This window comes from Accumulibacter sp. (assembly GCF_023806625.1).
Classification (GTDB): Bacteria; Pseudomonadota; Gammaproteobacteria; order Burkholderiales; family Rhodocyclaceae; genus Accumulibacter.
The window spans coordinates 1-17877 of the sequence record NZ_JAMTDX010000066.1; the positions used below are offsets into that span (position 1 = coordinate 1).

At 68.7% G+C, this 17877-nt stretch carries 17 protein-coding genes; 15 read left to right on the top strand and 2 right to left on the bottom strand.

The window, feature by feature from the left end; translation table 11 throughout:
- Positions 1 to 413 precede the first annotated feature (413 nt).
- From NFW05_RS11775 to trxC, 6 genes are all read left to right on the top strand, one after another.
- Positions 414 to 1139 carry a c-type cytochrome gene (locus NFW05_RS11775; protein WP_295306852.1) on the top strand — a complete coding sequence of 242 codons (726 nt, stop codon included), beginning with the start codon at positions 414 to 416 and terminating at the stop codon, positions 1137 to 1139.
- Positions 1140 to 1154: 15 nt separating this feature from the next.
- The gene (locus NFW05_RS11780; protein WP_295306854.1) at positions 1155 to 2339 is read left to right on the top strand and encodes a cytochrome D1 domain-containing protein; all 1185 of its coding nucleotides are present in this window, start codon (positions 1155 to 1157) and stop codon (positions 2337 to 2339) included.
- A 56-nt stretch (positions 2340 to 2395) separates the two neighbouring features.
- Positions 2396 to 3370 (top strand): AsnC family transcriptional regulator, encoded by a 975-nt coding sequence (locus NFW05_RS11785; RefSeq protein WP_295306857.1) that lies wholly within the window; start codon positions 2396 to 2398, stop codon positions 3368 to 3370.
- Positions 3363 to 3842 (top strand): Lrp/AsnC family transcriptional regulator, encoded by a 480-nt coding sequence (locus NFW05_RS11790; protein ID WP_295306859.1) that lies wholly within the window; start codon positions 3363 to 3365, stop codon positions 3840 to 3842. The genes NFW05_RS11785 and NFW05_RS11790 overlap by 8 nt, the downstream gene beginning before the upstream one ends.
- Complete coding sequence (locus tag NFW05_RS11795; protein WP_295306862.1) at positions 3839 to 4324, top strand: AsnC family transcriptional regulator; 486 nt, start codon at positions 3839 to 3841, stop codon at positions 4322 to 4324. Before NFW05_RS11790 ends, NFW05_RS11795 begins: the two co-directional genes overlap by 4 nt.
- 84 nt (positions 4325 to 4408) lie before the next feature.
- Entirely contained in the window at positions 4409 to 4846 is a 438-nt protein-coding gene (gene trxC / locus NFW05_RS11800) for a thioredoxin TrxC (RefSeq protein ID WP_295306865.1), read from the top strand.
- Between the two features lie 68 nt (positions 4847 to 4914).
- Here trxC and NFW05_RS11805 read toward each other — a convergent pair whose 3' ends face one another.
- Together NFW05_RS11805 and NFW05_RS11810 are read right to left on the bottom strand one after the other, a co-directional pair.
- Entirely contained in the window at positions 4915 to 7248 is a 2334-nt protein-coding gene (locus tag NFW05_RS11805) for a mechanosensitive ion channel domain-containing protein (RefSeq protein WP_295306868.1), read from the bottom strand.
- A gap of 108 nt (positions 7249 to 7356) precedes the next feature.
- On the bottom strand, positions 7357 to 8238 hold the full coding sequence (locus NFW05_RS11810; protein WP_295306872.1) for a polyphosphate kinase 2 family protein: 882 nt from the start codon (positions 8236 to 8238) through the stop codon (positions 7357 to 7359).
- A 264-nt stretch (positions 8239 to 8502) separates the two neighbouring features.
- On the opposite strand from NFW05_RS11810, the gene NFW05_RS11815 reads away from it, so the two are divergent.
- The 9 genes from NFW05_RS11815 to NFW05_RS11855 all read left to right on the top strand — a co-directional run bounded on the left by NFW05_RS11815 (position 8503) and on the right by NFW05_RS11855 (position 17826).
- Positions 8503 to 10329 carry an ABC transporter ATP-binding protein gene (locus NFW05_RS11815; RefSeq protein ID WP_295306875.1) on the top strand — a complete coding sequence of 609 codons (1827 nt, stop codon included), beginning with the start codon at positions 8503 to 8505 and terminating at the stop codon, positions 10327 to 10329.
- A gap of 158 nt (positions 10330 to 10487) precedes the next feature.
- A complete protein-coding gene (locus tag NFW05_RS11820) occupies positions 10488 to 11594 on the top strand; it encodes a phospholipase D-like domain-containing protein (protein WP_295306878.1) in 1107 nt (368 codons plus the stop codon).
- Positions 11595 to 11601: 7 nt separating this feature from the next.
- Positions 11602 to 13017 carry a chloride channel protein gene (locus NFW05_RS11825; RefSeq protein WP_295306881.1) on the top strand — a complete coding sequence of 472 codons (1416 nt, stop codon included), beginning with the start codon at positions 11602 to 11604 and terminating at the stop codon, positions 13015 to 13017.
- Positions 13018 to 13162: 145 nt separating this feature from the next.
- Entirely contained in the window at positions 13163 to 13672 is a 510-nt protein-coding gene (locus NFW05_RS11830) for a DUF1269 domain-containing protein (protein ID WP_295306883.1), read from the top strand.
- A gap of 24 nt (positions 13673 to 13696) precedes the next feature.
- On the top strand, positions 13697 to 13828 hold the full coding sequence (locus tag NFW05_RS11835; protein ID WP_295306886.1) for a CcoQ/FixQ family Cbb3-type cytochrome c oxidase assembly chaperone: 132 nt from the start codon (positions 13697 to 13699) through the stop codon (positions 13826 to 13828).
- 50 nt (positions 13829 to 13878) lie between these two features.
- A complete protein-coding gene (locus tag NFW05_RS11840; protein WP_295306889.1) occupies positions 13879 to 14409 on the top strand; it encodes a hypothetical protein in 531 nt (176 codons plus the stop codon).
- Positions 14410 to 14515: 106 nt separating this feature from the next.
- Positions 14516 to 15283 (top strand): phosphodiesterase, encoded by a 768-nt coding sequence (locus tag NFW05_RS11845; protein ID WP_295306892.1) that lies wholly within the window; start codon positions 14516 to 14518, stop codon positions 15281 to 15283.
- 62 nt (positions 15284 to 15345) lie between these two features.
- Positions 15346 to 16767: a glutamate-cysteine ligase family protein gene (locus tag NFW05_RS11850; RefSeq protein WP_295306895.1), complete on the top strand. Its 1422-nt coding sequence runs from the start codon at positions 15346 to 15348 to the stop codon at positions 16765 to 16767.
- Between the two features lie 12 nt (positions 16768 to 16779).
- The gene (locus NFW05_RS11855; RefSeq protein WP_295306898.1) at positions 16780 to 17826 is read left to right on the top strand and encodes a M14 family metallopeptidase; all 1047 of its coding nucleotides are present in this window, start codon (positions 16780 to 16782) and stop codon (positions 17824 to 17826) included.
- Positions 17827 to 17877: the final 51 nt, after the last annotated feature.

A 17877-nucleotide genomic window follows, 5' to 3' on the forward strand; every position in this document is an offset into this window, starting at 1 on the left:
CCGAAGCGGTGGCTGCCAAGCCACCCGATTTACAGCAGTTTACGGACTTGATCCCCAGCCGCCTGCCGGCAGCACGCCTGCTGGCCAGCCTCGAGCAGTGGTATCGTGAGCCTTGAGGCGTGGATGTGGGCGCGTGAACCGAAGGACGCTGCTGGCCACTGCCCGGGACCAAGGAGAGTGCGCGCTGGATCGAGGGCTGAGAGCGGGTGACCGAACTGGCGGCGAAGCTCCGAGTCCCAGCGCCCATGCCGGTTGCGCTCCTTCGACTCGCCGTTCCTGCAGGGTGGCGCCAGCTACGGCACTCTTGGCAGACGGAATTCCCGGGAACGTCGCTCCGGGATTGATCGCGATCAACGCCGGTCCGCCCGACGGCTGCTAGATTGACGACTTCGAGGCCTTTTCCCGGGGGAAGGATGATGATTCGAGCGATCGTCGCGGCGCTGCTCGCCGGCTGGGCGATCAACGCGGTGACCGCCGCGCCGCGCGCGCCGGGGATCGAGAGCGGCGACTACCGGTGGAACGTTCGCGAGGGCGAGCAGAGCGCGGCACTCAAGCTGAAGGGCGACCGCAAGCGCGGTGAGGAGGTCTACGAGGTGTGCGTGGCGTGTCACTTGCCTTCGGGCGCCGGGCGTCCCGACGGGAGCATCCCGCAACTCGCCGGCCAGCACCGCAGCGTGCTGATCAAGCAGATGGCCGACATTCGCGCCGGGGTGCGCGACAATCCGCTGATGTACCCGTTCGCCGCGACGCTGACCGAGCCACAGGAACTCGCCGACGTCGCAGCGTACATCGAGGGCCTGTGCGTGACGCCCGAGCATGGCCGCTACGCGGGTCCGGACGCGGCCCGGCAGGTCAGCGCCGGCCGGCAACTCTATGAGAAGGCGTGTCGCGACTGTCACGGCGCGAAGGGCGAGGGCGACGCCGAGCGCTTCCATCCGCGGATCGCCGGCCAGCACTACCGTTACCTGCTGCGCCAGATGACCGAGATTCGCGACGGGCACCGGCGCAATGCGAATCCGGAGATGGTCCGCGTGATCGTCGCCTACAGCGACGAGCAGCTCGTCGCGCTCTCGGCGTATCAGGCGAGCCTCGTCGTTCCGGGCAGCCTGTGCCGGGCCGCGCCGGCGAAGAGCAGGTAGCGGGAGAATCGACGAATGGCGAAGCGAGTCTGCAGCCTGATCCGTGGCCTGCTCGGCGTGTCGTTGTTCATCCTGGCCGGATGCGCGGCGCCACCGCTGCGCGGAACCGGCGACCTCGGGGTCGTCGTCGAGCGTGCGAGCGGCGAGTTGAGCCTCGTCGATACGACGCGCCGCGAGGTCTACGGGCGGGTCGGCGGGCTCGGCGACCTGTCGCACGCGTCGGTCGTCTACTCGCGCGACGGTCGTTACGCGTACGTCTTCGGCCGTGACGGCGGGTTGACTCAGGTCGATCTGCTCGAGCAGCGCGCGGTGCGCCGTGTGCTGCAGTCGGGCAACGCGATCGGTGGCGCGATCTCGCAGGACGGGCGGATCGTCGTCGCGCAGAACTACACGCCGGGCGGGATCAAGGCCTTCGACGCGACGACGCTCGAACTGCTCGCCGAGGTTCCCGCGGAGTACGCACCGGGCTCGTTCTCGAAGGTCGTCGGGCTCGCCGATCTGCCCGGCCAGCGCTTCGCCTACGCGCTGTTCGAGGGCGGCGAGATCTGGGTCAGCGACTTCTCGGACCCGCGCCGCCCGAAGACCGAGCGCTTCGCTGCCGGGCAGCAGCCGTACGACGGGCTGGTGACTCCCGACGGCCGTTACTATCTGGCCGGGCTGTTCGGGGAGGACGGCGTCGTGCTGCTCGACACCTGGCAGCCCGACAAGGGAACGAGGCGGATCCTCGACCGTTACGGCCGGGGCGAGGAGAAGCTGCCGGTGTTCAAGATGCCGCACCTGCGTGGCTGGGCGGTCGCCCAGGGCAAGGCGTACCTGCCGGCGATCGGCCGCCACGAGGTGCTCGTCGTGTCCACGGACACCTGGCAGGAGGTCGGCCGGATCGGCGTCAGGGGACAGCCGGTGTTCGTCATGGCTCGTCCCGACGGCCGCCAGGTGTGGGTCAACTACGCGTTCCCCGACAACGGCTGGGTCGAGGTGATCGATACGCTGAGCGGCCAGGTGATCCGCACGCTGGCGCCGGGCAAGGCGATTCTGCACATGGAGTTCACGCCGCGCGGCGAGAACGTCTGGCTGTCGGCGCGTGACGACGATCGGGTGCTGATCTACGATACGCGGACCTTCGACAAGGTCGGCGAGCTGCCCGCACGCGCGCCGAGCGGCATCTTCTTCACCAGTCGGGCACAACGCACGGGGTTCTGAGAGGGTGGTCTGCCGGTGAGGGGCCCGGGCCGGCCATTCGGTGAAAGGGGGGAAACATGGACGAGAGACTCGACTTCCGGCTGCTCAACGATTTTCAGCGCGACTTCCCGCTCTGCCCGGCGCCTTTTGCCGATCTCGCGGCTCGGCTCGGCGTGGCCGAGGCCGCCGTGCTGCGCGCGCTCGAAGCGCTGCGCCGGGCGGGCAAGGTCGCCCGCGTCGGGGCGGTCTTCGCGCCGAAACGGATCGGCGCGAGCACGCTCGCCGCGATGGCCGTTCCGGCTGCCGAGCTGGCTACGGTCGCCGGGGTGGTCAACCGTTTCCCCGAGGTCAATCACAACTACGAGCGCGAGCACCGCTACAACCTCTGGTTCGTCGTCACCGCCGGTTCAGAGGCGCGCCTGCAGGCCGCTCTGGCGGCGATCGAAGCGGCGGCCGGCTGGCCGGTGCTGCGGCTGCCGCTGATCGAGGAATACCACATCGATCTCGGCTTCCGGCTCGACGGCGCCGACGATCCGGCGCGGCGCGGTGTCCGTCGAGAGTCGTTCAGCGCGCCGACTCCGCTCGAGGAGCGCGAGCGGCGCCTGGTGATGGTCCTCCAGGAAGGGCTGCCGCTGTTCATCCGGCCCTTCGCCGTGCTCGCCAGCCGGATCGGCTGTGCCGAGGATGAGGTCATCGAGACGATCGCGCGCTGGTGCCGCGAGGGGATCATCAAGCGCTTCGGAGTCGTCGTCCGCCACCACGAACTCGGCTATATGGCCAACGCGATGCTCGTTCATGACGTGCCCGACGGTGAGGTCGGCGAAGTAGGGGAGCGGCTCGCCCGCGAAGCGGGGATCAACCTCTGCTACCAGCGGCCGCGCGTCGAGCCCGAGTGGCGCTATAACCTGTTCTGCATGATCCATGGGCAGGTGCGCGCCGAAGTCGAGGCACGAATCGCCGAACTGCGCGCGCGCCTCGACCTGATGCGTTACGCGCACGATGTGCTTTTCTCGTTGACCCGCTTCAAGCAGAGCGGCGCGCATTATGCGTGAGCCGGCGCCGATCGACCCCGTCGACCGGACGATCATCGACGGTCTGCAGGGCGGTTTCCCGATCTGCGAACGGCCGTGGGCGGTCGTCGCCGAGCGCCTGGCGATCGGCGAGGGCGAACTGATCGCGCGCGTCCGGCGACTGCTCGAGACGCGGGTGCTGACGCGATTCGGGCCGATGTTCCAGGTCGAGCGGATCGGCGGGGCCTTCGTTCTCGCTGCGCTGCGCGTTCCCGAAGCCGACTGGGACCGTGTGCTCGCGGTGGTCAACGGTTTTCCGGAAGTGGCCCACAACTACCGCCGGGAAGGCGGCCTGGGCAGCGATTTCAACATGTGGTTCGTGCTGGCCACCGAGTCCGGCGAGGCGATTGCCCCGCTGATCGCGCGCATCGAACGGGCGACCGCCCTCGAAGTTTTCGCGTTTCCGAAGCTGCGCGAGTATTTCATCGAAATGAAGCTCCCGGTGCGCTCGTGAACGCGCCGATCGACGAGACCGATCGCCGTCTGGTTCGCGCGACGCAGGCCGGGCTGCCGCTCGTCGAGCGGCCTTACCATCAGGTGGCCGACGAACTCGGCATCGCTCCCGAGGAGGTGATGCGCCGGCTCGCTCGGCTGCTCGAGGAGGGGGTGATCCGCCGGATCGGCGTCGTGCCGAACCACTACGCGATCGGTTACACGGCCAACGGGATGAGCGTCTGGGACGTCGCCGACGAGCGCGTCGACCGGCTCGGTGAGCGCGTCGGCGCGCTCGACTTCGTGACCCACTGTTATCACCGGCCGCGCCGGCTGCCCGAGTGGCGCTACAACCTCTTCGCGATGGTCCACGGGGCGTCCCGCGCCGAGGTGCTGGACAAGGTCGCGCGGATCGCCGGGCTGCTCGGCGACGACTGCGCCGCACACGACGTGCTCTTCTCGACGGCGATCCTCAAGAAGACCGGGCTGCGCATCGGTGAGTGAACGCCGTGCGGGATCGCCGCGGGCCTTGAATGCCGCGGCGCCGGCCCCACTCGCGGAAGTGTCGATCGAGGATCCCGCTGGCGAATGAGGACTTCTCCGCTGCTCGTCGTCTGTCCGAATTGTCACCGTCCCAACCGCGTGCCCGCCGAGCGCCTCGCCGATCGCGGGCGCTGCGGGCACTGTCGGTCGGCGCTCTTCGCCGCCAGGCCCGTCGAGCTCGACGAGGCGAGTCTCGCCAGCCACGCGACGCGCCCGGACCTGCCGCTGGTCCTGGATTTCTGGGCGCCGTGGTGTGCGCCCTGCCGGGCGATGGCGCCGGCTTTCGACGCCGCGGCCGGCCACCTCGAGCCGGCGTACCGGCAGGCCCGGGTGAATACGGAGGAGCATCCGGCGCTGGCCACGCGCTTCGCGATCCGCTCGATCCCGACGCTCGTTCTGCTCCGTCACGGGCGCGAGGTCGCACGCCAGTCGGGTGCGCTCGATGCGGCGAGCATCGTCCGCTGGGTGCGCGGGGCGGCGTGAGCCTGGGGTGCTGCCGGCGTGCGCTCCACCGATCATCTGCACCGCGCCGCCCGTCGCCTCAGCCCGCCTCAGCCGGCCGGCGACGACTCGCCGCCGTGCGCCGCGGCCATGCTGCCGCGTTCGCGGGCGATGTGCACGGCCAGCGGCAGGTCGAGGTGTACGTCGCGCTGCGGGAAGGGGATCTGGATCCCGGCCGCGCGGAGCCGTTTCTCGATCGCGTAGCGCAGGTCGCTGTCGACGCGACGGGCGACGAGGTTGGCACCGAGTTCGACCCAGAAGACGAGGACGAGGAGCAGCGCGCTGTCGCCGAAATCCTCGAAGAAGACTTCCGGCGGCGGTTCCCTGAGCACCTGTCCGTGGTCGCGGGCGCAGCCGACGACGATCTCGGCGGCCTGGCGAACCGGCGATCCGTAGCCGATGCCGACGCGGATCTCGCGCCGGATGCGCGGGTTCGTGTAGGTCCAGTTGACCACCTGGTTTTCGAGGAAGCTCGAGTTCGGGACCAGCGCCTCGACACCGTCGAAGCCGCGGACCGTCGACGCGCGCAGGTCGACGGCGACGACGTGGCCGGTCGTCCCGCCGACGGCGATGATGTCGCCGACGCGAATCTTGCGCTCGAAAAGGATGATGACTCCGCTGATCACGTTCTTGATGATCGTCTGCGTGCCGAAGCCGACGCCGATCGCCAGCGCACCGCCGAGGAAAGCGAAGGCGGTCAGCGGAATGCGCGCGAGGTTGAGGATGAAGATGACCAGAATCACGGCCAGCGCGATCATCGCCCAGCGGCGCATTACGCTGGCCACCTGCTGGTCGACTCCGAACCGGCTGACCATCAGGCGCTGCAGGCGCCGCGAGAGCAGCGAGAACAGCGCGTAGCCGAGGAGGAAGAGAAACAGCGCGCCGACGCTCTTGCCGATCGTCACTCCGTAGCCGACGGTCACCGTCTTGCCGTCGATCACCGTCGATTCCTCGACGGCGAACATTTCGAAGTCCCAGATTCGCTTGAGCACCTCGATCAGTTGCAGCTCGGCGAGCTTCCAGTCCGGCGACGCGGCGCTCGTGCCTCGGTAGCCGAAGTCCTCGAGCCAGCGCTCGATCTGTCGCTGCAGGCGCAGGGACACCCGGCCGACCCTTTCGTAGGCGACGACGCGTTCGCTGAGCGCGGCGAGCAAGGCCTTGTCCTGGGTGGCCGCAGTGCGGTCGACCTGGCTTCCGGCGAGGCGTAGCTCCTGTTCGCGGGAGCTGACCGACGCCGCGTACTTCATTTCGTCGACGAACTTCATCCGGCCGGAGAGGTCGTCCCGCGTCTTGCGCAGCCAGTCGACGACCGCCTGCCGCGTCGTCGCGTCGGGCGCGTGGAAGCCGGCGTAACGCTGTCCCCAGGCGTCGATGCTCAGTTGCAGCAGAGTCTGCAGCCAGCTCAGCGTGAGCAGCTGGACGCGTTCGGTTTCCAGCCGGGCGTCGAGCAGCTGCAGTCGGCGGACCTCGCCGACGTCGCCCGGCTTGCGTTCGACGAGCTCCGCCAGGCGTTGGCGCTCGGCTGTCCGCCGGCTGTTGGCGCTGACGATTGTGTCCGTTTCGCCGTTGACCCGGGCCAGTTCCTTGCCGAGCAGAGTCTGTTCCTGTTCGAGTTCTTCCTTGCTCAGCCGCTGCTCGGGCAGGACGCGGGCGAGCAAGTGCTCGCGCTCGCTGTTGAGTACCTGCAGGTTGGCGATCCGCTGGCGGGTGATGTCGAGCGCGAGGCCAAGATTGGTGACTTCGGCTTCGGCGAACTGGCGCTGGAGCAGCGCGATGTCACGGGAGGCTCGCTCGCGATCGATCGCTTCGGGCCCGCGCGCGCGGGCGAGCCTGTCTTCGGCCAGACGAACCGACTCGGCCGCTCGCCGCTGGCCTTCGACGCGCGCGGCGCGCATGCTTTCGAGGCCGCGTTCGGCCGATTCCTGGCTGCGCAGGCGGTCTCGCCCGGCGTCGATGTCGTCGCGCAGCGAATCGATGCGCAGCACCGAGTACGGCGGTGGACCCGAGAACTCGGCTGCCCAGAGCTTCTCCTGCGCCTGCCGGGTGTCAGCCTTCTTCAGCGCGGCGAGTTCGTCGTGCAGCTTGAGCTGCTCGCTGTAGGCGATGACCAGCCGATCGATCAGCCGCCGGCGCTCGCTGATCGGCTGTGCCTGGCCGGCGCGCGGCGAAGCGCTTTCGGCCTGCTCGGCGTCCTGCTGGCGGCGTGCCTCGTCGAGGCGCGCCTCGCTCTGGGCGCGGGGATCGGCCTCCGCAGCCGGCGCGCTGCGCGCCGCTTCGGGCTTCGCCTGGACCAACGGGATCTGAGCCTGGACGGAGCAGGCGATCAGCAGGCCGAGCAGTGCCGGCAGCGCGAGGCGCGGCAAGGGGAACCCGACGCGCGTCAAGCAGTCGAACGACGAAAAAACGTCATTCCGCCGCTACCCGATCACCGCTCGCTCGCGCTGGCTCAGCGGCGTGCGGCGACGCGGGCGAAGCGGCGCGCGCGCCGGCGATCAGCCGTTATGGTTGCGGCCGTTCTTGCCATTGCGCTCGCGAGCCTTCCTGAGTTCGGCCGCCGCCGCGTGGTACTTGCGCTCGATCTCCGCGAGATCGACTCGTGCGGGGGGCAGCTTGAGTCCCATCGCGTCCATCGTGTCGGCGATGATCTGCGAGATCGCCAGGTTGCGGAACCACTTGTGGTTGGCCGGCACGACGTACCACGGGGCTTCCCTGGTGCTCGTCCGGCTCAGCGCCTCTTCGTAGGCCTCGACGTACGCGGGCCAGAGTTCCCGTTCGCTGTAGTCCGACTCACTGATCTTCCAGTTGCGCGCCGGGTCTTCGAGGCGCTGCCGGAAACGCGCGAGCTGCTCCTCGGGGCTGATGTGCAGGAAGAACTTGAGGATCCGCGTGCCGTTGTCGGTGAGCATCTTCTCGAAGTCGCAGATCAGCTCGTAGCGCTTGCTCCAGACCGACTCGGGCACGAGCCCGTGCACACGGACGACGAGCACGTCCTCGTAGTGCGAGCGGTTGAAGACGACGACCTGCCCTCGCGCCGGAGCCCTCTGGTGCGCTCGCCAGAGGAAGTCGTGCGCCGCCTCTTCGGCGCTCGGCTGCTTGAAACCGAACACCGATGTGCCCTGCGGGTTCATGCCGGTAAACAGGTGACGGATCACGCCGTCCTTGCCCGCGGCGTCGAGCGCCTGCAGGACGACGAGCAGCGACTGCCGGCCGTCGGCATAGAGCAGCGCCTGCAAGGCGTCCATCCGGCTGACGTTCCTCTGGATTTCGCCCTGTGCGGCTTCCGCCGAGGCGTGCTCGCCGGTGTACGACGGATCGATGCCCGACAGATCGAGCTTGCGGCCGGGTTTGACGACGAGTTCCTTGCGGCAATCCATGGTTCCGTTCTCCGTGAAGTCCGGCGCAGCCTGCGGCCGCGCATTCGGCGACGATTATAGAAGCATCGGCCGGCGAGCGGCGCGCGAATGGGCCGGCAAGCAGGCTGCCCGAGGCGCGCCGAGCCGGTGGTGCGCTCGCTCTCGCTGGCCGGATGGCGCCGCAGGCGAGGCGGCGAGTGTCTGTGCCGGGTGCTCGCTTGACCATCGCCCGGCACGGCGATAGAGTCCGCGGGTCGTCAGTCTGCCCGCGGGAAAGGAGATGCCATGGCCAATACGAGTGCGTCCGGCGGCGCACCGTCCTCGAGCAAGCTGCGCCTCGTCAGCCAGTTGCTCGTCCCGTACCGCGGCTGGGTGATCGTGATCCTCGCGGCGATGCTCGTCGAGACGGCGATGTCGCTCGCCGGCCCGTGGCCGCTGAAGATCATCCTCGACAACGTCGTCGGCAGTCACCGGCCTCCGGCGTGGCTCGACGCGCTGCGTTTCGTCGACCTCCACGGTAACAAGATGGAACTCGCCGCGGTCGCCGCCGCGGCGGTGGTGATCATCGCCGTGCTCGGCGCGGTGGCCACGTACATCGACAACTACTTTACCGAGAGCGTCAGTCAGTGGGTCGCCCACGACCTGCGCATGCGCGTCTACGACCACCTGCAGCGCCTCTCGCTCGGCTACTACGACACGCATCAGACGGGCTCGATCCTGTCGACGCTGACCGCCGACGTCAAGACGATCCAGGGCTTCGCGTCGTCCGGGACGCTCGGCATCCTCGTCGATCTGCTGACCATCGTCGGCATGCTCGGGATCATGTTCTGGCTCGACTGGGATTTTGCGCTGATCGCCGTCGGCGTGACGCCGTTCCTGCTGATGTTCGTCGCGCGCTTCAATCGCGCGGTGAAGAGCGCGACGCACGAGGTGCGGCGCTTTCAGAGCGACATCGTCGCGGTCGTCCAGCAGGGGCTCGAGTCGATCCGCATCGTCAAGGCCTTCGGGCGCCAGGAACTCGAGGAGGACCAGCTCGCCAAGGTCAGCCACGAGACCGTCGATGCCGCGCTCGCCGCGCGCAAGGTCAAGTCGCTGCTTTCGCCGGCGGTGTCGCTGACCGTTGCCGGGTGCACGGCGTACGTGCTCTGGCGCGGCACGGGCCTGGTCCTTAACGACGTGATGACCGTCGGCGCGCTGACCGTCTTCTTGACCTACCTCAGCAAGTTCTTCAAGCCGGTGCAGGATCTGGCCAAGATGAGCAGCACGATCGCCCAGACGGCGGTGTCGATCGAGCGCATCCAGATGATTCTCGACACCGACGACATCCTGCCCGAGAAACCCGACGCGCGCGACCCGGGCACGCTGCGCGGCGAGATCGTCTATGAGCACGTCGCCTTCAGCTATGGCGCCGAGACGCAGGTGCTCAGCGACGTCAACTTCCGGATCGCACCCGGCGAGACGATCGGTGTCGTCGGTCCGACCGGCAGCGGCAAGTCGACGGTGGTCAGCATGATCCCGCGTTTCTACGATCCGACCTCCGGGGTCGTGCGCCTCGACGGGGTCGACGCCCGCGACTACGACCTGCAGGCGCTGCGCCGGCAGATCGGCTTCGTCCTCCAGGACACCGCGCTGTTCCATGGCACGATCCGCGAGAACATCGCCTACGGTCGCCCGGGAGCGACCGACGAGGAGATCGTCGAGGCGGCGCGGCTGGCCAACGCCGACGAGTTCATCGCGCGGATGGCGCACGGCTACGACACGATGGTCGGCGAGCGTGGATCGACGCTCTCCGGTGGCCAGCGCCAGCGGATCGGCATCGCTCGGGCGATCGTCCGCAACGCGCCGATCCTGATCCTCGACGAACCGACCGCGGCGCTCGACACCGAGTCCGAGAAGCTGGTCATGGACGCGCTGCAGAAGCTGATGAAGGGGCGGACGGTGATCACCATCGCACACCGGCTGTCGACGATCCGCGACGCCAACCGGATCATCGTCGTCAAGGGCGGTGTCGTCGCCGAGCAGGGCAGCCACGACGAACTCGTCGCGCTTGGCGGCGTCTATGCCGATCTCTACCGAACCCAGGTGCAGTCCGCGTCGCCGGCCGGCGCCTGAAAGCCGGTGACTGGACTCATTGCACGGTCGCTCGGGGGTGTGCTGCCCGCCCGCCTGCCTCCGAGGCACCGGGTGTGTCGTACCGTCCGCGCGCGGTCGGCTTCCCGGCGTGTGCCCAGCGATTTCTCAACCTCCCCTGATTTCCGGAGTCCCCGTCCATGCACCGTTCGCTCATAGTCCTGCCCGACGATACCGGCCGGCCGATCATCGAAGCGATCGCCGCGGCGCGCGAGTCGCTGCGCATCAAGATGTTCCTGTTCTCGGACCCTGATCTGCTCGCCGCGGTGATCGGCGCGCGGCAGCGCGGCGTCGACGTGCGAGTGATGCTCAACCCGGCGCGGCGCAGCGGCGAGGTCGAGAACCAGGGCAGCCGCCAGGCGCTCGAGGACGCCGGGGTTTCGGTTGAGGACAGCAATCCGGCCTTCGCCGTGACCCACGAGAAGTCGCTGGTCATCGACGGCGAAACCGCGTTCGTCCATTCGCTGAACTGGGAGACGAAGAACCTGACCGAGACGCGGGATTACGCGGTGGTCACCTCGCACCGCCACGAAGTCGACGAGATCGTCACCTGCTTCGACGCCGACTGGACGCGGGAGAAGTTCGACCCCGGTGAGGACTCGCATCTGATCTGGTGCAACATCAACGGGCGCAACCGCGTTGCCCGGTTCATCGACTCGGCGAACGAGAGCCTGTTCCTGCAGAACGAGCGCTACCAGGACGAAGTGATCATCGAGCGCCTGGTGCGCGCGACCCGGCGCGGTGTCCGGGTGCACGTCCTCGCGCGACCGATGCACTTCCTCAAGGCGGGCAAACTCGTCGAAGGCGTCGAGGGGCTGCGCATCCTCGAGGACCTCGGCGCGAAGGTGCACAAGCTCAGGGGCCTCAAGCTGCACGCGAAGATGATGCTCGCCGACGGCCAGCGCGCGATCATCGGCTCGATCAACCTCGCTCCGGGCAGCTTCGACGACCGTCGCGAACTGGCCATCGAGGTCCACGACGAAGCGGTCGTCGGACGCCTGCGGCAGGTCGCCGACCGCGACTGGGAGAACTCGCGGCCGCTCGATCTCTCGGACGAGGGGCTGATCGCCGACCTCGAGGCCGACGAGCCGGACATCGCCGAGAAACTCGCACTCGAGGAGCGCAGCGAAGCGGAGCACGGGCATCACCGGCGGCACGGCGACAAGGAACAGGCCGGACATCACGGCGAGGAGCACCACGAAGAGAGCAACCACAAGGGCCACCACGGTAACCACCGCGTCGGCTGAGAACGCGGTGCGGCCCCCGGCTGAGGGCCCATCGTTCGCCGGTGCTGCCGATCGGTCAGACGACGGCAAGCGGCGGGAAGACGGCGGCGGGGGGAAGCACGGTCGCACAGGCGAGCGACAAGTCGGCGCGCTGGCTCTCGCTCTCATCTCGCTGGCTGCCGGGAGTGCCTGCGGATTCCTCGCCGTTCTCTTCCGCCTGTTCCTGAACGAGGGCGATCGCTGGCGGGGCGTGTTCGTCGGCTGGGCGCAGGGCGAAGGGGTGGCCGGCCTGGTGCTGGTCGTCGCCGCGGTGGCGACGGCCGCCGCGCTGGCTGCCTGGCTCGTCCGCCGCTTCGCGCCGGAAGCGGCGGGAAGTGGCATCCCGTCCGTCGAGGTGATCGCTCGCCACGGCGGGAGAATCGAACACCCGGCACGGCTGATGCTCGTCAAGTTCACCGGTGGCGTTCTGGCCATCGCCGGTGGCCTCGCGCTCGGTCGTGAGGGACCGACGGTGCAGATGGGAGCGTGCGCCGCGCAGCTCTTCGGAAATGGCGTCGGTCTGGGCGACGGCGACCGTCGGGCGCTGGTCGCCGCCGGTGCCGGTGCGGGCCTCGCTGCCGCGTTCAACGCGCCCATTGCCGGCGCCGCGTTCGTCCTCGAGGAACTGCTCGGCCGCTTCGACAAGCGCACGTCGATTGCCGCCCTGGGCGCGTCGGGCGGGGCGATCCTGGTCGTCCGCGTGTGCCTGGGCGACCGTCCCGATTTCGACGTCGAGGGCCAGCTGATGTCGTTATCGCACGCCGCGCTGCCGCTCTACCTGCTGCTCGGTGGTCTCGCCGGGCTGGCCGGGGCCGCGTACTGCCGGGCGATCGTCGGGCTGATGGCGCTCGCCGACCGCCTCGCCTGGCTACCCGTGGAGTTTCGCGCGGCGGCGATCGGATCGGCCATCGGAGCACTGGCGTGGCTGGCGCCGACGGCCGTCGGCGGCGGTGATCCGCTGGTCCAGGATCTGCTCGTCGGCGACGCGATAGCCGTCTCGGCGCTCCTCGGCTGGTTCGCCGTGCGCTTCGTCGTCGGTGCCGTATCGTACGCAGCGCTGACCCCGGGGGGGCTGTTCGCGCCGATGCTGGTTCTCGGCGCTCAGATCGGTGTCTTCTTCAGCACGGTCGCCGGAGTCGTCGTGCCCGGGATGGTCAGCACTCCGCTGGTGTTCACGATCACCGGGATGGCGGCGTTGTTCGCCGCGTCGGTGCGCGCTCCGCTGACCGGGATCATCCTGATCGCGGAGATTACCGGCGGCGGATCGGTGCTGCTCCTGCCGATGCTCGTCGCGTGCTGCAGCGCCATGGTCGTCCCGACCGCGCTGGGTGTGCTCCCGATCTACGACTCGCTGAAGCGTGCCCGGACTCGTCCAGGCGAAGGACCGGCAGTCCGGTCGGGATGAGCGGGGCGCTGCGGCCTGGCGCCGCGCCGGCGGGCAGACCGCATGCCTTATAATGCAGCCTTGCGGCGGATGATCTTTCGCCCGGTGTGCCGGCCGAGCCTTCTCGGACACGGTGTTTCCAACGGGATTCATGGAGAATTAGTCGATGAGCAATCTGATCGTGGTCGCCTATGATGATCAATTCAAGGCCGAAGAAGTGCGGACGAAGCTGCGCAAGCTGCAGCAGGAATATCTGATCGACCTCGAAGACGCCGTCGTCGCGGTCAAGGACGCGAAAGGCAAGATCAAGCTGCACCAGACGTACAACCTGACCGCGACCGGCGCGCTGAGCGGGGGCTTCTGGGGCACGCTGATCGGGCTGATCTTCCTGAATCCGCTGCTCGGCCTGGCGGTTGGCGCCGGCGCCGGCGCGGTGAGCGGGGCGCTGAGCGACATCGGGATCAACGACGACTTCATGAAGGGCCTCGCGGCGACCTTCGCCGAGAACACTTCGGTGCTCTTCGTGCTCGTGCGCAAGGCGACTCCCGACAAGGTCCTCGAGGAACTGCAGGGCACCGGCGGCAAGGTGATCAAGACCTCGCTGACTCACGAAGACGAGCAGAAACTGCAGGCGGTGCTCAGTGCCACCCAGCAACCGGCCGCCGGCGAGGGCTGAAGAGGCGGAGCGCGGATCCTGGCCATGGAGCTGACCGTCTATCATTTCCTGCTGATCGTCGCTTTCCTCGCCATCGTCGCCTGGGTCTTTGCGCGCAAGCGCAAGGCCCGGTTTGAGGAGAGCGCGCGGATCCCGTTCGACGAAGGCAAGGACTGAACTCGCGACGGGTTCGCATGGACCCGCTCGCTTCTGCGACGGAGACGACGATGCGCATGAGAATCCTGCTGGCAGTGGCTGTCGCGACTCTGGCCGCGGCGGCGCGCGCGCAGCCGGTCTATGAGTCGAAGGACCGCGCCGGCCCGGTTTTCTCGGACCAGCCGACTCCCGGCGCGCGCGAGGTCGATCTTCCGCCGCTGAACATCATGGACCCCGTCGCTGCCCCACCGGCGCTACCACAGCCGTCGCCCGCGGCGACCGCCTACCGCGAATTTGTCGTCGTCGAGCCGGCGGACGGCGGGACCGTGCATACGAACACCGGGCAGTTCACCGTGCGCTGGCGCCTCGACCCGGCCTTGCAGTCCGGGCAGGGCGACGCGATCGCCGTGCGCCTCGACGGCACGCTGCTGCCGACCACGCGGACGAGTTCGGAGTTTGACATCAGCACCGACGAGTGGCAGTTGGCGGCGGTCGATTCGGTCGAGCACCAGTTGCAGCTCAGCGTCGTCGATCGCTCGGGCCAGGTGCGCATCGTCGCTCCGGTGGTCAGCTTCTACGTGCACCGCGCCTTCCGTCGCTGAGCCGCTGCGCCGTGGCAGTGGCGCCGAGCTTCACCGGCCAGTGAGGACCCGCCGGGTCAGCGGAGATTCGTGAGTCGACGGACGACTTTCGTGCTAGGCTGTCGGCATGCGCATCGTTCAGCTTTCGGATCTGCATCTGAGCGAAAGTCCCCTTTACGGGATCGTCGACACGCTCGGGGCGCTCGATCTGGCGATGCAGCGATTGCTCGCGTCGCCGCCCCCCGACCTGCTGCTGATCAGCGGCGATCTGGTCAGCGCCGGGCGGCGAGCAGAGTATCGGCTGCTCGGCGAACGGCTGGACGGGCTGCCATTCCCGGTGGCGCTGCTGCCGGGCAATCACGACGATCGGGCCGCCTTGCGCTCGATGTTTCCCGGGCAAGCCTGGGAGGCACCGCCGCTCTGCTGTCAGCGCATCTTGCTCGGAAGGGGCTGTCTGCTGCTCGTCGACACCGTCGTTCCCGGCGAGGAATGGGGCGACATCGGCGATGTGCAGATCGACTGGCTCGATCTCGCCTGCCCCAGGGAGCACCCGGTGCTGCTCGTCCTGCACCATCCGCCGTTCGCCGTCGGCATCCCGGGGATGGACGCGATCCGCTGCCGCGGTGAGGCGCGTCTGGCGCGCTGGCTGGCGCACCACGACGGCGTCGAGGCACTGCTCTGCGGACACGTCCACCGCTTCGTGTGCACGACCTTCGCCACGCGGCCGGCACTGACCGCGCCCTCACCGGCGCATCAGATCGCGCTGCAGGAGGGCCCGCTGGCCTTCACGCTCGAGCCCGGAGGCTATCTCGTTCACGACTGGTCGCCGGGCGAACGCCTGCTGACGCACTACGTGCCGTCGCAGAGGCGTTGCAGCGAGGTCTACGCCGAGTAGCCGGACGATGTCCCGGTGCGCGCGGCGGCTCAGCGATCCGGTGGCCGGGTGAGGGGGCAGCGGTGGGCAGCGAAATCGGCAACGAGGGCTTCAGCGCAGACGACTTCGGGCGCTTCCGCCGGCAGTTGGTCGTCGAGACCGAGCACGCACGTGCCGCCTTCGGCCGTGGCGAATTCGCCGAGGGCGGTCGGGTCGCCGGATTCGAACTCGAAGCCTGGCTGATCGATCGGGCGCTGCGTCCGGCGCCGCACAACGTCTCGTTCCTCGAGCGGATGGCCTCGCCGCTGGTCGTCCCCGAGTTGTCGCGCTTCAACGTCGAGATCAACGGCACGCCGCAGCCGCTATGCGGCGCGGCGCTGTCGCTGCTCGAGAGCGAGCTGACGACGACCTGGCAGCGCGGCCTCGGCGTCGCCGATCTCGATGAGATGGCGCTGATCGCCATCGGGACGCTGCCGACGCTGCGCCAGGGGGACCTTTCGCTGGCCAGCATGTCGCCGTGGCGGCGGTACGCGATGCTCAACGAGCAGATCCTCCGCCTGCGCGAGGGACGGCCCTTGCCGGTCGACATCGTCGGCATCGACCGGCTCTCGGCGACCCATGCCGACGTGATGCTCGAGGCGGCGACTACGTCGTTCCAGGTCCATCTGCAGGCTCCGGCGAGCGAGATTTCGCGAGCCTACAACGCCTCGCTGATCCTTGCCGGGCCGCTCGTCGCCCTGGCCGCCAACTCGCCTTTCCTGTTCGGGCGCGCGCTGTGGCACGAGACGCGCGTGCCGCTCTTCGAACAGGCCGTCGACGGCTGCGATCCGCGCGACCCGAGATGCCAGCGGGTCACTTTCGGGATGGGCTACCTCGGCGCCGACCCGACCGCGCTGTTCGCCGAGAACCTCGCCAACCACACGGTCCTGCTCCCTGCCCAGCTCGACGAAGCGGTCCAGAGCTACGCGCATCTGCGCCTGCACAACGGCACGATCTGGCGCTGGAACCGGCTGCTGATCGGCTTCGACGAAGACCATCGCCCGCATCTGCGCGTCGAGCAACGGGTCATGCCCGCCGGCCCGAGCATCGTCGACATGATTGCCAACGCGGCGCTGTACTGCGGCGCCGTGTTCATCCTCTCGAGGCAGCGCGTCGCTCCCGAGTCGCAGCTGCCGTTTGCCGTGGCGCGCGAGAACTTCTATCGGGCTGCGCGGCACGGACTCGACGCCCAGCTCGACTGGCTCGACGGGCGCACCCACCCGGCCGGGCGCTTGCTCGAGCGCAAGCTGCTGCCGCTCGCGCGCACCGGCCTCGATGAACTCGACCTGTCTGCCGGAGACATCACGCGCTACCTCGAGGTCATCGGCGGCCGACTGAGTGCCTGGCAGAACGGCGCCGCCTGGCAGCTCGCGCACTACGCGAAGCACCAGGATCTCGTCTGGCTGACCGCCGACTACCTCGACCTCCAGCGTCGCCTGCTGCCCGTGCACGAGTGGCCGACCTGAAGCTCCACTGCCATGCTCACCGTCCTCGAATCGCTTCCCGAAGGTTTTCTCGAATCGTCCGCCGGCGAACTCCACCGCATCCTTCCCGGCCCGACGCTGATCCATCTGCCCGGGCGACGCCCGGCGCCGCTGTTCGCTTCGGTTCTGCTCCACGGCAACGAGGACACCGGCGTCGTGGCGATTCAGAGGGTGCTGCGCGAGCACGCCGGGCGGACGCTGCCGCGTGCGCTGTCGATCCTCGTCGGCAACGTTGCCGCGGCCCGCGAGGGCCTGCGGCGCCTCGACGGGCAGCCCGACTACAACCGCGTCTGGCCGGGCGGCGAAGCGCATGCGGAGTCTCCCGAACGTCGCGTGATGGGCGAGGTGCTGCGGATCATGGAGGAGCGTCGGGTGTTCGTGAGCGTCGACGTGCACAACAACACCGGACTCAATCCACAGTACTGCGTCATCAGTCACCTCGACCAGGTCGCACTGCACCTCGCGTTGCTCTTCTCGCGGACGGTCGTCTGGTTTCGCGGGCTCCGCGGCACGCAGACGACGGCTTTCTCGGAAGTCTGTCCAGCGCTGACCGTCGAATGCGGCAAGCCCGGCAGACCGGCCAACGAGGAGCACGCGGCGCGCTTCATCGAAGCCTGCCTGCATATTGCGCAGTTTCCGGTACACGACGTGCACGAGCAGGACCTCGATCTGTACCACACGGTGGCCACGGTGCGCGTCCCTGCCGCGGTGTCCTTCGCTTTCGGCGACCGACGCGCCGACGTCGACTTCGACCCGCGGCTCGACCACCGGAACTTCCGGCCGCTCGGTCCGGGGACGGTCTTCGGACACACGCGCATCGCTACACCACTCGATGTGCGCGACGAGGCCGGGGCGGACGTCACCGGCCGATTCTTCGACTTTCGTGACGGAACGATCCGGCTCCGCCGCCCGGCGACGCCGGCGATGCTCACCCTCGACGAGCGCGTCGTGCGGCAGGACTGTCTCTGCTACCTGATGGAACGGCTGCCGCTGGCCGGCCGCGAGCTGCGCGATCGGCTGCCGGCCGAGTGCGCCGACTAGCCCGAACTTTGGCCACTGAGTAGCCGCTCAAGCTAACATTGGCGCAGGGTT